At 37.6% G+C, this 12,968-nt stretch carries 19 protein-coding genes; 14 read left to right on the top strand and 5 right to left on the bottom strand.

Features of this window, described 5'->3' with window-relative positions; translation table 11 throughout:
- The first annotated feature begins 29 nt into the window (after positions 1-29).
- From trxA to A9957_RS00075, 5 genes are read left to right on the top strand one after another with little or no spacing between them, the layout of a single operon-like run.
- Positions 30-455, top strand: a complete 426-nt coding sequence (trxA, locus tag A9957_RS00095; protein WP_292342801.1) for a thioredoxin — start codon at positions 30-32, stop codon at positions 453-455.
- A 16-nt stretch (positions 456-471) separates the two neighbouring features.
- On the top strand, positions 472-792 hold the full coding sequence (locus A9957_RS00090; RefSeq protein WP_292342800.1) for a ferredoxin-thioredoxin reductase catalytic domain-containing protein: 321 nt from the start codon (positions 472-474) through the stop codon (positions 790-792).
- Positions 793-824: 32 nt separating this feature from the next.
- Complete coding sequence (locus A9957_RS00085; RefSeq protein ID WP_292342799.1) at positions 825-1,286, top strand: (Fe-S)-binding protein; 462 nt, start codon at positions 825-827, stop codon at positions 1,284-1,286.
- A gap of 16 nt (positions 1,287-1,302) precedes the next feature.
- A complete protein-coding gene (locus tag A9957_RS00080) occupies positions 1,303-2,544 on the top strand; it encodes a formylmethanofuran dehydrogenase subunit B (protein ID WP_292342797.1) in 1,242 nt (413 codons plus the stop codon).
- A complete protein-coding gene (locus tag A9957_RS00075) occupies positions 2,541-2,939 on the top strand; it encodes a molybdopterin dinucleotide binding domain-containing protein (RefSeq protein ID WP_308736806.1) in 399 nt (132 codons plus the stop codon). The genes A9957_RS00080 and A9957_RS00075 overlap by 4 nt, the downstream gene beginning before the upstream one ends.
- A 1-nt stretch (position 2,940) precedes the next feature.
- Here the strand turns inward: A9957_RS00075 and A9957_RS00070 are convergent, their stop codons facing one another.
- On the bottom strand, positions 2,941-3,789 hold the full coding sequence (locus tag A9957_RS00070; protein ID WP_096711393.1) for a methanogenesis marker 8 protein: 849 nt from the start codon (positions 3,787-3,789) through the stop codon (positions 2,941-2,943).
- Positions 3,790-3,805: 16 nt separating this feature from the next.
- Positions 3,806-5,107 carry a phenylacetate--CoA ligase family protein gene (locus A9957_RS00065; protein ID WP_292342796.1) on the bottom strand — a complete coding sequence of 434 codons (1,302 nt, stop codon included), beginning with the start codon at positions 5,105-5,107 and terminating at the stop codon, positions 3,806-3,808.
- 337 nt (positions 5,108-5,444) lie between these two features.
- On the opposite strand from A9957_RS00065, the gene A9957_RS00060 reads away from it, so the two are divergent.
- The 5 genes from A9957_RS00060 to A9957_RS00040 all read left to right on the top strand — a co-directional run bounded on the left by A9957_RS00060 (position 5,445) and on the right by A9957_RS00040 (position 8,649).
- Positions 5,445-6,617, top strand: coding sequence for an MFS transporter (locus A9957_RS00060; protein WP_292342795.1), 1,173 nt, complete (start codon positions 5,445-5,447; stop codon positions 6,615-6,617).
- A gap of 222 nt (positions 6,618-6,839) precedes the next feature.
- Positions 6,840-7,259 carry an FxLYD domain-containing protein gene (locus A9957_RS00055; protein ID WP_292342793.1) on the top strand — a complete coding sequence of 140 codons (420 nt, stop codon included), beginning with the start codon at positions 6,840-6,842 and terminating at the stop codon, positions 7,257-7,259.
- Positions 7,260-7,293: 34 nt separating this feature from the next.
- Complete coding sequence (locus A9957_RS00050; RefSeq protein WP_292342792.1) at positions 7,294-7,749, top strand: zinc ribbon domain-containing protein; 456 nt, start codon at positions 7,294-7,296, stop codon at positions 7,747-7,749.
- A gap of 64 nt (positions 7,750-7,813) precedes the next feature.
- Positions 7,814-8,191, top strand: a complete 378-nt coding sequence (locus A9957_RS00045) for a zinc ribbon domain-containing protein (protein WP_292342791.1) — start codon at positions 7,814-7,816, stop codon at positions 8,189-8,191.
- Positions 8,192-8,193: 2 nt separating this feature from the next.
- On the top strand, positions 8,194-8,649 hold the full coding sequence (locus A9957_RS00040) for a zinc ribbon domain-containing protein (RefSeq protein ID WP_292342789.1): 456 nt from the start codon (positions 8,194-8,196) through the stop codon (positions 8,647-8,649).
- 20 nt (positions 8,650-8,669) lie between these two features.
- Here A9957_RS00040 and A9957_RS00035 read toward each other — a convergent pair whose 3' ends face one another.
- Positions 8,670-9,140, bottom strand: coding sequence for a hypothetical protein (locus A9957_RS00035; RefSeq protein WP_292342788.1), 471 nt, complete (start codon positions 9,138-9,140; stop codon positions 8,670-8,672).
- Positions 9,141-9,607: 467 nt separating this feature from the next.
- Here A9957_RS00035 and A9957_RS00030 point away from each other — a divergent pair, with 467 nt between their 5' ends.
- The 4 genes from A9957_RS00030 (at position 9,608) to A9957_RS00015 (ending at position 11,732) form a co-directional block, all read left to right on the top strand.
- Complete coding sequence (locus A9957_RS00030; protein WP_292342787.1) at positions 9,608-10,009, top strand: hypothetical protein; 402 nt, start codon at positions 9,608-9,610, stop codon at positions 10,007-10,009.
- Between the two features lie 37 nt (positions 10,010-10,046).
- The gene (locus A9957_RS00025) at positions 10,047-10,856 is read left to right on the top strand and encodes a GIY-YIG nuclease family protein (protein WP_292342785.1); all 810 of its coding nucleotides are present in this window, start codon (positions 10,047-10,049) and stop codon (positions 10,854-10,856) included.
- Between the two features lie 119 nt (positions 10,857-10,975).
- A complete protein-coding gene (locus A9957_RS00020; RefSeq protein ID WP_292342784.1) occupies positions 10,976-11,182 on the top strand; it encodes a hypothetical protein in 207 nt (68 codons plus the stop codon).
- Positions 11,183-11,519: 337 nt separating this feature from the next.
- On the top strand, positions 11,520-11,732 hold the full coding sequence (locus tag A9957_RS00015) for a hypothetical protein (protein WP_292342782.1): 213 nt from the start codon (positions 11,520-11,522) through the stop codon (positions 11,730-11,732).
- An 89-nt stretch (positions 11,733-11,821) separates the two neighbouring features.
- On the opposite strand, the gene A9957_RS00010 is transcribed toward A9957_RS00015, so the two are convergent.
- Positions 11,822-12,451 (bottom strand): hypothetical protein, encoded by a 630-nt coding sequence (locus tag A9957_RS00010; protein WP_292342781.1) that lies wholly within the window; start codon positions 12,449-12,451, stop codon positions 11,822-11,824.
- A gap of 43 nt (positions 12,452-12,494) precedes the next feature.
- A partial coding sequence (locus A9957_RS00005; protein WP_292342780.1) for a tetratricopeptide repeat protein occupies positions 12,495-12,968 on the bottom strand: 474 nt, incomplete at its 5' end.

Raw genomic sequence — 12,968 nt, 5'->3', positions numbered from 1 at the left:
GAATATAACTAAATCATTGAAGGTGATCAATGATGGGACTGGGAAATTTTATCAAAGGACTTTTCGGCAAAGGCGAACCCTCAATGTCAACGTCAGAGCCTGTTACAGAAGCCATAAATACAAATCTCTATAAAGTTAATTCTCTGGCTTTTGAGCAGGAAGTTGTGAAAGCAGAAACTCCTGTGGTCGTGGATTGTTTTGCAAAATGGTGTGCACCCTGTAAGAAAATGGCTCCTATGTTCGAAGAGGTAGCTGCCGAATATGAGAACCAGGTCAAATTTGTAATAATTGACCTCGATAAATCAAAAGATATTGCCAAACAATACCATGTAGTTGGAATCCCGACACTTTTGCTTTTTGACAGGGGGGAAGTAAAAGAAAAACTGGTAGGCAATACCACAAAAGATAAACTTAAAGCATCAATCGAAGAGGTATTCAAAATCAAATCTGAATGATTAAGGTGAGAAAACTATGGTCAGTCAAGAAGACAAAGTAAAAACAGAAAACTGGGTTACTAAGTATGCTCAAAAGAAAGGGTACAAACTAAACCCCGATCCTGAAATGCTGGATCTGGTAATTGAGGGGCTGGCGAACAACAAAATAAAGTACGGCAAAGGTTACTGTCCCTGCAGAATACCTTCAGGGGATGAAAAAGAAGACAGGAAAATAATCTGTCCCTGCGTCTACCATGAGGATGAAATTGCAGCGGATGGTTCATGCCACTGTGATCTGTTCTTCCAAAATGGAGACAATGGTAAAAAAGAAGAGCAACAAAATGATTCAGAAGACTAAATTTTCCTTTTGTCCGTCAGAGTGGTGAAACAATGGCCAATGCGATGGAGATATACCAGCTTCTCCCGAAGACAAACTGCAAGAAATGTGGCAAATCCTCATGTATGGCCTTTGCTGCAGCCTTGCTTTCCAGGGAGAAAAACCTTGATGAATGTACTCCGATGCTGGAAGAGGAAAAATACAGTGAAAATTATACAAAACTTAAAGGCCTGGTTTCACCTGCAAAGCAAGCTTCAGAAACCGGCATGATTGTACATGAGGAGCGATGCATAGGTTGTGGCAATTGTGTTGTCGCCTGTCCTGTAAATGTCGCAGAAGACCCAAAAGGTGCAGGTAGTGGAAACGCACCGACTAACGAAAGGGTAATCCTGAGAGTTGAAGACGGTGTAGTACGCCTGTCCAATGTGGAAGATTGCCGCAGATTCGGAGAGAATAAGAGACTTTGCAGCGGTTGCATAGTTACCTGCCCCACAAAAGCAATTGAATTTGTCTGATATTAGGAGGGAGCCTTTGGAAAGAGAATACCATGTTTGTACAGGATGCGCTCTTTTGTGTGACGATATAGAACTGAGGGAAGTAGAAAACAAGAATATTATAGATAGTGCCTGTCGCAAAGGGGTTGCCTGGATAAAAAATTGCCAGCATCCTCTAGAGTGTACTGTGGATGCAAAAGATGCCACATCCCAGGATGCAATTGAAAAGGCAGCTGAAATTCTGAAAAATGCCAAAAATCCCCTCATATTTGGTATGGGAAATTCGAGTCTTAAAGCCCAGGAAAAAGCCATTGAACTGGCAAAAAAAACCAATGCCTGCATTGATGATACCTCGTCGTTCTGCCAGGGTCCTTTTGTTGAAGCAATTCTCAATGATAAAATCAAAAGTTGTACACTGGATGAAGTAAGGGACAAGGCTGATGTAATTGTATACTGGGGATGTGATCCTTCAAATTCCCATCCCAGACATCTTTCTAAATATTCTTATTTTCCCAGGGGAAGAATGCGCCAGAGGGGGTGGGAAGAAGACAGGACGGCAATAGCAATTGATGTACGCAAATCGGATACAGCAATAATATGTGAAGATAATTTTTACCGGATTCCTCCAAAAGCAGACGCCGAATTTGCCCGGGCTCTGACAGAAGCCCTATCAGGAAAAGTACCGAAAGTAACCTTTGGTATGAAACCAAAAGAAATTCTTGAACTTGCAAACGTGCTGAAAAAAGCAGAATTCGGTGTGATATTTGCAGGATTGGGGCTGGTTTATTCCATGCACGACCTATCACCCATGGAAGATCTTCTGGAAGCCCTGAACAAGAAGACAGACTTCCATTTGATGCCTATGGTCGGGCAGTATAACATGCGTGGCTTCAACCATACCCTGTTTGACCAAACAGGCTATATTAACAGGGTAAGTTTTGATGGGGAAGATATAGGTCATGGGCCCCAATACTCAGTTGTGGAGGTATTGAAAGAGAAAAGAGTAGACGCTGCCCTTATCATCGGTTCAGACCCCCTTTCCAGCCTGCCCGGGAGTATAGCTGCAAATCTCAAAGAAATCCCAACCATTGTAATTGACCCCTGTAAGACCTTCACTTCCCAGATTGCAAATGTGACAATCCCGTCGGCCGTTACTGGTGTGGAATGTAAAGGGGAAGCAATTCGGATGGATGGGGTCAAAGTCGAACTAACACAAATGAGAAAATCGGATAAAATGGCCGATGCAGATATCATTGAAAAAATAATGGAGGCCATATGATGGGTTTTGATCAGTTCCTTTCATCTCCTGAAATGGAAATCCTCATTATCACTCATCGTGATATCTTCCAGAGTGCAGCAAATAGTGATAGCCGTTTCTCAGATGATTATGCAAACCTTACAGCAATAATCCGGCTTGATAAACAGGACATGAAAAAAGCTGGACTGAAGGAAGGAAATCTTGTAACTATTGAAAACAGTGCAGGGAAAGTAGTTGTAAAAGCCCTCCAATCCACCTATGAAGAACCACATCCTGGCACCGCTTATATGGTAAACGGACCCTGGGTAAATGCACTTGTATCTGCTGAAACAAGCGGTACGGGAGTACCTGCATTCAAATATATAGAAGCAAAAATGAAAAAATCAAAGGAAAGTTCAATTACTTCCTTTGAATAATTCAAACCAGTTCCCGGGGCTGTTTATGTTCCGGTAACACCGGCAGGGGCATTGTATTTATAAGGACAGGGGATTCCACTTCCTTTGCCCTTTCAAGCAGCATTTCCTTACCCTTTTGTGTTAATGCAAAAAGCGGTACTGCCGTGCCTACCTGTGCAAGGGGTTTAATTAATTCCCGTATCTGGCGGGAAGCACACCCTGTCGTAATGTCCACATGCTGGAAAAGTTCCATTGCTTCCTCTTTTCCCAGACCTGTGGTATGTGCCGCAACGATAAGCAGGTCCAATTCACCTTCAGCTTCAAGTTGTCTCAGGCGTGCTGCATTTTCGGAATGGACCACAGTGACTGCAATTCTCCTGTAGCCCAGTTTAGCTGCTTTCAGCACACCACCCTCCGGGTTTATTTCAGCAGTTGATGGATCCAGTACAATTCCGCCCTTTTCTGCTATACCATTAATTACAGCATCAATGGGTTCTGTTTCAATCAGTCCTGAGATACGGGCACCCATTCCCTGTACAAGTTTAGGGTTGTTTGTGATCACAGTGCCCGCTCCATCGCACACGGTGACAGTAGTATCAAGCATATCCCGATTCAGGCCGGTCATCATGACTTCAGAAGCACCGAATCCTACGAATACATCCTGCTCCAGTTTCCTTTCGGATGTGAAAAGACCAAAATCCTTTATCCGATATTCCATATTTTTCCGCGCAGCTTCTGGAGTAATTTCCTTGATTCCATGCACCTTATCAAAAATGGGACACCATTTCACGGTAGGTTCCCCAACCTCGATAACTTTGCCATTCTTTACAACAATCCGGGTCTTTCCCAACAATTCCATTACATGTGGCATATGTTTAAACATCCTTTTAGAGTGCTTCACGATGATCGACTACACGTTTTGCTTTTCCGGTGGTGCGAGGAATAGTACCTTTTTCCGCAAGATCAACATTGGTGCGTATATTCAGTACACTTTTAAGTTCATTTTCGACATGTTTTTTAACAGCAGCCAGATCTTTCAGTTCCCCTGTAAAAGCATTATCGGATAGTTCCACCCTGACAGTAATTTCATCCATTTTATGTGCATTACGTTTGAGCAGTATCTGGAATTGATCGGTAATCTCATTAATACCCACAAGCACATCCTCAATCTGGGATGGGAACACATTAATCCCGCGTACGATTAACATATCATCTGCCCGGCCCATTATACGGGAAATTCGGGTGCTTGTTCTTCCGCATGCACATTCGGATTCAAGCAGTCGGGTAATATCACCTGTATGATAGCGTATTACAGGAAAGGCTTCCTTGGTGAGGGATGTCAGGACAAGTTCACCTTTTTCCCCCTCGGACACCTGTTCCCCATTTAAATCCAGTACCTCTACAAGGAAATGGTCATCCCATATATGTAACCCATCCTGCTCTTCACACTCAAAAGCAACCCCGGGACCGATAAGTTCAGATAGACCATAGGAATCATAAGCCTTCATTCCAAAGACATCCTCAATATCTTTTCGTGTGTTGGATGACCAGGGTTCTCCTCCAAAGGTGCCTATACGTAATGAAAGTTTATCCAGAATATCCATCTCTTCTGCGGTTTCAGCAAGATAAAGAGCATAAGAAGGAGTACAATTAATTGCAGTTACTCCAAAATCCTGCATCATTTCAAGTTGCCTGGCAGTATTGCCGGTACCCGCAGGGACGGTCATTGCACCAAGTCTTTCAGCACCGTTATGGAAGCCAAGCCCTCCGGTGAAAAGTCCATAATTCAGGGAATTCTGGAAAACATCATCCGGTCCAACTCCTACCATTTTGAGATCACGGGCCATCATGTCTGCCCATGTACGAATATCATTTTCTGTATATCCGACAACCGTGGGTTTTCCACTGGTTCCAGAGGATGCATGAATACGGACTACATCTTTGTTAGGAGTTGCGAACAGTCCGAAAGGATAGTTGGCACGGAGATCGGATTTTTTTGTGATGGGAAGATTTGTGATATCATCAACTGAATTGATATTTTCAGGGCAGACATCAAGTGCTTTAAATTTGTCTTTGTAGAAAGGAACGTTTCCATAGACGTTTGCAGCCGTTTTTTTTAGTCGTTTTAACTGTAATTGGCGCATTTCATCTTTTTGCATGGTTTCATATTCTGGCTGCCAGTATTTCATCACAGGATCACCTTTTCGTTTTTGATTGGATTCAATATTTATAAAGATTTACCATGTAAAATTTGCAAATTTAACGGTATTATGATACTGGTAATTTTCTTTTATGAATTCAGTTATATAAATAAATCAAATAAGAAAGGAGAAGTTACAGAGAATTACATGATGGCAGCCTGTGAACCTATTCTTTGGGCACTCCTTATCCAATCAGGTAATCTATGTGTGAATTTCCTGCAGACTTCATCCAATCTGCTTAATTAGATAAACATTTTGTACTCCGGAAATCTATAAAGATATATTCCCTTTAATAGATAACCCATAAAGATATCCGGATCATGTCATGAAAGAAAACCAGCACTCTATTGACAGACAACTCTACATCCTGTCTTTTTCCAAGGTATTTAAAGATCTGGCAACAGGTATGCTACTGTTTTTTATACCTCTATATGCGGCCCGGCTTGATGCAGGAATAATAGCAGAGATGCCTGCAGTACTGAAAGCCGGGATTGCAACTGCAGCTTTTGGAATTGCAAATTCAATATCCCAGCCTTTTATGGGCCGCTTGAGTGACCGACTCAACAGGAGAAAGGATTTTCTTGTTGTGGGATATGTCATTTATACCCTTCTCTGTTTATCCTATCCCTATACTTCCTCACTTGAGAGCCTGACAGTACTGCGTGTTATACAGGGAATTGCCATTGGAGCTACAGTTCCTGCGATTGTAGCAATGGTTACCCACCTTTCCACTTCATCTGTAAGGGGCCAGGCAATCGGGATATACTCAAGCCTGAGGGGTTTTGCTTTCGGGATAGGTTCCATCATCGCCGGAGGAATACTGGCGATATCAAACTTTGATGTTGGATTCTATATATGTGGATTTCTTGTACTTGCAACTTTGTTATTGGTACAATTTTTCGTAAAAGAAACAGCACCCCCACCACAACCAGAAGAACCAAAAACGGCGGACCATGCAAACCAGAAGGAGTACTATGTCCTTGCAGTTGCAATTTTCATGATGATGGTGGGAATTACCATCGTCCTTTCCCTTCTACCGGCCTACCAGCAGAGGCTTCAGACAGGGGAGTTTTTCCTCAGCCTGGCAGTTTCAGCCTATGTAATATCCCGTATTGTTTTCCAGACACCAATGGGAATTCTGTCCGATCGCATAGAACGCAAATGGATAATTATCTCAGGTATTGCAGTAAATGCCCTGATTGTTGTCGGATTGGGACATGTAATACATATTGAAGAGCTAATAATACTGCGAATAATGCAGGGAATCTCAATGGCCGCAGTCGAAACGCCCTTGATGGCTTTGGCAGTGGATATGACAGGCGGGCATTCAACAGGCAGTCGGATAAGCGTAATAACAGGTGCACAGGCGGCAGGTATGGCAACCGGACCCCTGTTTGGAGGAATACTGGCCGGCTATGTATCCTTCGAAACACCATTCCATATATGTGCGATATTGATATTGGCTTCGGGGGTTTTAATACTGAAAGGAATACGTTAAGAAACATGCCAAGAAGGAGCCCTTTAAGCATGCTTTTAAAAAAATAATTCAATTTAAGATTGGTTACTGATCCATAAAATGCAGCCCAATTATCACCAGTGTGCATAGTGCAAAGACTGTCGGATAATAGATAAAATAGAAGAATCAAAAGTCAAAATTAGTGATAAATAGAAAAGTTGAAATATGATGTAACATTTAAAATATTAAGTAGGTGTATTATATATGAAAAATTCCGCATTGAAAATAATAATTGTCCTTTTGATATTTTCATTAGTGTTTGTATCATTAGGATGTACAGATTCTCCTGAGTATAGTGAAGGTAGCGGTGACAGTACTAGTGACCCTTCATCTTCCTCTACAAATAAAGACAATGAACAACCAGATTTAGAAATTTTGGACCATCAATTACAAACAGGTGAATATGGTACAACATCAGTAGTTGGTACTGCAAAAGCCAACAAGGATTTGTCTTATGCTGAAGTCCGTGTAAAATTTTATGATGCTAATGGAAATTTAATAGGTAGTTCTCTAGATAATATTAATGATATAGGAGCTGGCGAATCTTGGAGTTTTGATGTTCCGAATATTGAATTTGATAAAGATGTAAGTGATTATAAAATCGCAGTTGGTAGCACTTTCTAATAAAAATTCTACCTCGATAATAGGATAGATACTCATGGAAGAAATGACAGATGTTCCAAATACGGATGATGCTTATTGTATTAGTTGTGGGCATATTATCAAAAAGGAAGCAGAAATTTGTCCACACTGTGGGGTTAGGCAAAAAGAAAATGTCCCTGACAATTCTAAAAGTAGAACCGGTGAAATGATACTGGGCATAATAGGTGGATTGATTGGTATAATTGCAGGTATTTTTGCAATATCAGTTGGTGGTATAGCAGGTGCTTTTGGCATGCAGGATGCATCTTTAGTTGTTGGTGGTGGTTTCGGGGCAATATTGCTCGGTATAATTGGAATTGTGGGTGGAGCTATTGCTAATAAAAACAATAAATATGCAGGATATTTGATGCTTATATCTGGTATATTTGGATTTATAGCTGTTTCTGCATTTTGGATAATATCTGGATTAATATTAATTATCGGAGGGGCTTTGGCTTTACGAGAGAAGTGAAATGCACTTAGAGATTTTTGTAATGCATCTATATTAGAAATATAATTTTTAAGGGGACTATTTTATGGAAGAAAAAGTAATGGATCCAAGCTCAGATGAAGTTTATTGTTCTAGTTGTGGAAATATTATAAAAAAAGAAGCAGAGATTTGTCCACATTGTGGTGTTAGACAAATACAAAATGAATCTCAAAAAGCATATGGTTCAGATTTACGAATATATGAGTTGCAGAAACTTGCAGAAAAAGATAAAACAATAGCAATAATTCTCAGTATACTTATAACACCACTTGGTTATATTTATGTGGGAAAATGGGGTTTAGCAATAATCAATTTCTTAACTTTTAACTATCTATTATTTGGAATAGTCATAGTTCCAATTCATACATATTCTATGATTTCAAATGCAAGAAAAGACCTTGATGCTATGGGGGCTGATTATTAACCATGGATGAACAAAATGAGCAAAAAAGACACAAAGAACCAGATGAGATGTTTTGTCGCAGTTGTGGCATAATCATAAAAAAAGAAGCTGAAATTTGTCCACATTGTGGTGTTAGAAACCTGCCTGGAACTAGTCCTTCTATAAAAAAATCTCATTCATCAGCTTCTTTGGACTGGTACAAGGCACTTATTGGTTCAAGTTTATTATGGTTATTTCTATGGATTTTTGTAGCCTTAATAGCTGACTCACCTAGATTTGACGCACTTATTGGATTTTTGTTATTAATTGCTTGGATAGTTCTTCCGATAGCACTCTATAATGATAGTGAATATGTTAAAAAGAACACTGATACATGGAATCCAAATTCTGTTTTATGGGCAATAGGTGGATGTATTTGGTTATTAAATCTCATTGTAGTATTAGTATATATCATTAAAAGGAATGAAAGTATGAATTAATCCAACCCTTCTTTGTATTTTTATATATCCGAATATCCTAAATTCATTTCCCAAATCTCTTTTCTTTTAATCATATAGTATGGATATGAAATTATCCAGAAAAATATCGTGAATAATAGCCATGAAAAAGGTTTCCATGTAATAGGGGATAATGTTTCTTTTTCACAATGTTTGCCAGCACCAATATTTTTAGAATCAGAATAAAGTACCACCGATGAAATTATAACTATAAGCAATCCAAGAGTTAAGTTAATGAAAATGGATGCAAAAAAGTAACCAACGAAAAATAATGGAAGAAGATTATTTGATTTATATTCTTCAATAGCCCTTTTACCATTGGATATATTCATATTTGTAAAACCACGTCCAATAACCATTGATGAAGACAAGTTCAGGTTTGCCAGATTTTTCGGCCTTGATCGGTCTTTTTGGTACCATGAGCTTAACCTGTGGTGCAGATTATGTCCTGATCTGCCAGTATCATCCGACACCGACACCCGCCGGATTTGGAGGACAGGGGGACGGGGGAGTTTGGTAATTCAGAGTTAGAATTTTGAAATAATATTTTTTTGATTGTGGTGTTGTTATAATGATTTTTATAGATGTTGCCCTGCGTGATTTAGTAAAATGTAGCTATTTCGAAATATTAATAAGGGAATAAGGTAAATCAATTATTATTAAATTTAATTTGAAGTGTCCTAATAAAAGTATATTTCACCTTTCATTGTGTAAGAATATAATATAAATATACTTAAAAACGCTATATACAGGCCTTGGACATTTGACATTTGTCCGGGGTATAGGTGACTGCGAGATGGGGAATTAATGTTCGAATTTTGGGAATGGAATCCTGAATAATTTTTGCAAATTAGAAAAATAGGCGCACATTTTCCAAAGGAAAAAGGAACAAGTTACAAATAATATAGATATAAAGGTAAAAATTATGGTGAACTTGAAAATGAGAAAAAAGAATTTAATTCTCGTGACTTTGGTTTTATTAGTATTAATGTTCTCTTTTGGGTGTACGGAATCTATAACATCAAACCCAGAGAACACACTAAAAAAATACGTTATTTATTATAATGGAATTCAAGGCGATGATATCTACGATTTGTTTTCCAATGATTTAAAAAAAGAGTATTCTAAGGATCAAATACATAATATTGTGTATGCTACTGATTATTCAATATCTGATTATGAAATCATTGAAAAAACAGTAACAGATAAGGTCACAACACTGAACGTAGATATTACATGGGATATGGAAGGAATTCATATAACAAATAATTATAATATAGAATTTGTTTTTGAAGATGATGAATGGAAAATAAATAGTAATGTCATCCGATATCACCCATAAATGTATTACTTTCTTAAATATTATGGATTGGTACATTATGGATATAACAATTGAAAATCTAATTAAAATTGAGAACCCAGAAGACTACAAAATTCACTTCGCTGTATGGAACGGCTCAGAACATCCTTTAGATGTATTCGTACGAAGCAGAGATGAATGGCAAGGATGGAATAGCTGGCGTAGTGAAAAAAGAGACCGCTTCAGCCGAAAATACATATTTTCAATGATTCGCTATCATCAACATGACAAGTGGTTATTTGGTGGAATCTTTGAAGTCAAAGCCAGACATAAGGCTTCATATACTGTAGAACTGCTTGAGAAAGGTCAAGAATTCATAGGTAGACTGCTCGTCCATTATCAAAGTCCTGGTACACCAACGAGTGTATATAATTTTGAGAAACACTATGAGAAATTGATTGTTTCGCAGATATTTGACAGACCATATTCAGGAGAGCACTTCTGTGGTTATGAAAATATTAATCATGATTTTCACATTTTGGAGACTATTTTTAAGACTAACAAAATTGATTGGAAAGCAGCACTTGAACATGTGAAAGGTGTGTACCTCATAGTCGATAAAAAGAATGGTAAGATGTATGTTGGCTCTGCCCATGGGGATTCTGGAATTTGGTCTAGATGGAGGGAATATATTGATACTGGACACGGCGGAAATAAAAATTTGATGGAAATAATTGCTAAAGAAAGTTTCGACTATGCAAGAAATAATTTTAAATTTTCACTTTTGGAATATTATTCCATGAAAACTGATGATAAGGTTATAATTGATAGGGAGCAATATTGGAAAAATGTCTTCCTTTCTGGTGCTTTTGGTTACAATGAAAATTAAATATATGATTTATCTAGAAAGAGGACTATGCTACCGCACTCGATAAACTTTCGGAAGCGATAGACAATACCGAATGCACTAACTGTCAAAAACAAATCGACTTGTTGATAACCGATGTTTTGAGAAGTCAAACACTCTGCGGTCTGGAAGATACCAAGTGCGGCAAACAAACAGAAGAAATCAAACAGGACATTGACCAATTACTTTTCGGTTTCATTGAAAAAACAAGAAATAACCTACAAAAGAGAATGGGAGACAACGACCAGGGACAAGATGAACCTCAAACAGTTGACCCGAGGGCAGACAGTAAACCAATTCAAAAATAAAAAAAAATAAAAGCAAAATTACCAGTTTAAACAATTAATTATTTCTATTTTAATCGTGTTACTTTTAATTTTAACAGTTAAGTGATCAATGATACACTAAAAAATACTAAGAAATACTAAAAAAGTACCTACACAGTACATTTTTAACCCGACTTTGACAGTCAAAAGTAATAATAGTGTTCTTAGCTTTGCTGTATTCGGTAACAATGCAACAAAAATCAGGAAACTAAGTCTTGAAGAACTTATCTAGGCAAATCAAAGCATTCTTCTTCACAGTTCTGTCGGTACTCTAAAACCAGAGAAAAAGTATGAGTTTGCTATCGAATCATCTTACAGGATGAGAAATATTGTTAAACCAAGAACATCAACAAAAGATGTGACTTTCAGGTATTTCTTTACAATAATATCGTTCCTGCTCAGAAATGTATGGCTCTATCTCCAGAAAAAGCATTTCACAATTGTAAAACCAGGTCCAATAACCATTGATGAAGACAAGTTCAGTTTGCCAGATTTATTCTGTTTGTTGAAGAATGGCTTAGGAGAAAGTTAAGAATTCAGCTAGTAGTGCAGTGTTTAAGGTAATTCAATCGTGGTAGGAACAAGATGGAACGAAAATTAGAGAACTACTGTACTTATGAATTACATATTGTTCCTCACGTATTTTATATCCTGCTTGTATGATGAAATTGTAATCAATAAGTCAGAGACATCGACTCCGCTTTTTTCTAATTCTTCTTCATTGTTTCTTAAAAAATATTCATATTCTTCAACATGGTGTATAGCTATTAATGAAAAGTCCATATATTTATTGTACCCTGGTACATTAAAATCAACTTTCTTTTCCCAAACGTATTCATTATAAAATACATTTAAAATTTCAGCATCCATAGAAAGTATATTTCTGTAACATTCTGAAATGTTGTAGAATTTAGTTGATGTGTCGATTCCGTCTTGTTCTAATGTATTTTTATTTTCTTTAAGAAAATTACCATATTCCCTTAGGTGATAAATTGCATCTTCTGAAAATTCGGTATATTCTTCTGCATCAGGATAATCACGTGTAGATTCACCTGCAAAAGCACGATAATCTTTTTTTGATTCAATTTCTTCATATAAGTCATACAACTTATCTTGGTCTTTAAAGATTATATTATCAAAATTTTGTACTTGGTTAAGATTATCATTTGTACTCGTGGAACAACCAGATGATAAGATGGTTACACAGAATATGGATATCATTGCAATAATCAATAATTTGTGTCTGTTCATGTTTACCTACCTCTATTTTTTGTAGAAAATTATAAATTATATTTTACTTTTCGTTGGAACGCACATAGAAAAAATAATTCATATCTAACCATATATTATTTTCATCCTTGATTTCCAAACGTTCTTGGATAAGTTCATTGGTTGGATTCAATTCAGAAGCTTTTTCCGTGCATTTTATACTCATAAATTCATAGAAAGCGGACGCTGCAATCCAAACATCTGGATTTTTGGAACCTAATTTTAAAGATTCCTGTGTAGCCTTTATTGCATCATCAAAGCGTTCGAACTTGATATAAATATCAACCAGCTCAATCCAACATTCTACAGATTTTGAATATAACTCAATCGACCTTTCAAAACAATATAGTGCCCTTTTTGGGTCATACATATCTTCATGGTCAAAATTTTCATAGGCATAGACTTTACCCTGACCAAGATATGATTTGGCATAATTTGAATCAATTGTATCTATATTTAGCACTTTGGAATAGGAGTCAAGGGCTTCTTTATATTGTGA

This window comes from Methanohalophilus sp. DAL1 (genome assembly GCF_001683555.1).
Lineage (GTDB): Archaea > Halobacteriota > Methanosarcinia > Methanosarcinales > Methanosarcinaceae > Methanohalophilus > Methanohalophilus euhalobius.
Note: the sequence above shows the minus strand (reverse complement) of the source record. Positions and strands in the feature narration are given on the sequence as shown.

Excerpts from the sequence above, each read along its gene's own strand:
- A9957_RS00085 (WP_292342799.1), top strand. The coding sequence starts at position 825 with ATGGCCAATGCGATGGAGATATACCAGCTTCTCCCGAAGACAAACTGC.
- trxA (WP_292342801.1), top strand. The coding sequence starts at position 30 with ATGATGGGACTGGGAAATTTTATCAAAGGACTTTTCGGCAAAGGCGAA.
- A9957_RS00030 (WP_292342787.1), top strand. The coding sequence starts at position 9,608 with ATGAGAAAAAAGAATTTAATTCTCGTGACTTTGGTTTTATTAGTATTA.
- A9957_RS00065 (WP_292342796.1), bottom strand. The coding sequence starts at position 5,107 with ATGAAATACTGGCAGCCAGAATATGAAACCATGCAAAAAGATGAAATG.
- A9957_RS00050 (WP_292342792.1), top strand. The coding sequence starts at position 7,294 with ATGGAAGAAATGACAGATGTTCCAAATACGGATGATGCTTATTGTATT.
- A9957_RS00010 (WP_292342781.1), bottom strand. The coding sequence starts at position 12,451 with ATGAACAGACACAAATTATTGATTATTGCAATGATATCCATATTCTGT.
- A9957_RS00090 (WP_292342800.1), top strand. The coding sequence starts at position 472 with ATGGTCAGTCAAGAAGACAAAGTAAAAACAGAAAACTGGGTTACTAAG.
- A9957_RS00025 (WP_292342785.1), top strand. The coding sequence starts at position 10,047 with ATGGATATAACAATTGAAAATCTAATTAAAATTGAGAACCCAGAAGAC.
- A9957_RS00045 (WP_292342791.1), top strand. The coding sequence starts at position 7,814 with ATGGAAGAAAAAGTAATGGATCCAAGCTCAGATGAAGTTTATTGTTCT.
- A9957_RS00070 (WP_096711393.1), bottom strand. The coding sequence starts at position 3,789 with ATGCCACATGTAATGGAATTGTTGGGAAAGACCCGGATTGTTGTAAAG.
- A9957_RS00015 (WP_292342782.1), top strand. The coding sequence starts at position 11,520 with ATGAGAAATATTGTTAAACCAAGAACATCAACAAAAGATGTGACTTTC.
- A9957_RS00075 (WP_308736806.1), top strand. The coding sequence starts at position 2,541 with ATGATGGGTTTTGATCAGTTCCTTTCATCTCCTGAAATGGAAATCCTC.
- A9957_RS00055 (WP_292342793.1), top strand. The coding sequence starts at position 6,840 with ATGAAAAATTCCGCATTGAAAATAATAATTGTCCTTTTGATATTTTCA.
- A9957_RS00040 (WP_292342789.1), top strand. The coding sequence starts at position 8,194 with ATGGATGAACAAAATGAGCAAAAAAGACACAAAGAACCAGATGAGATG.
- A9957_RS00060 (WP_292342795.1), top strand. The coding sequence starts at position 5,445 with ATGAAAGAAAACCAGCACTCTATTGACAGACAACTCTACATCCTGTCT.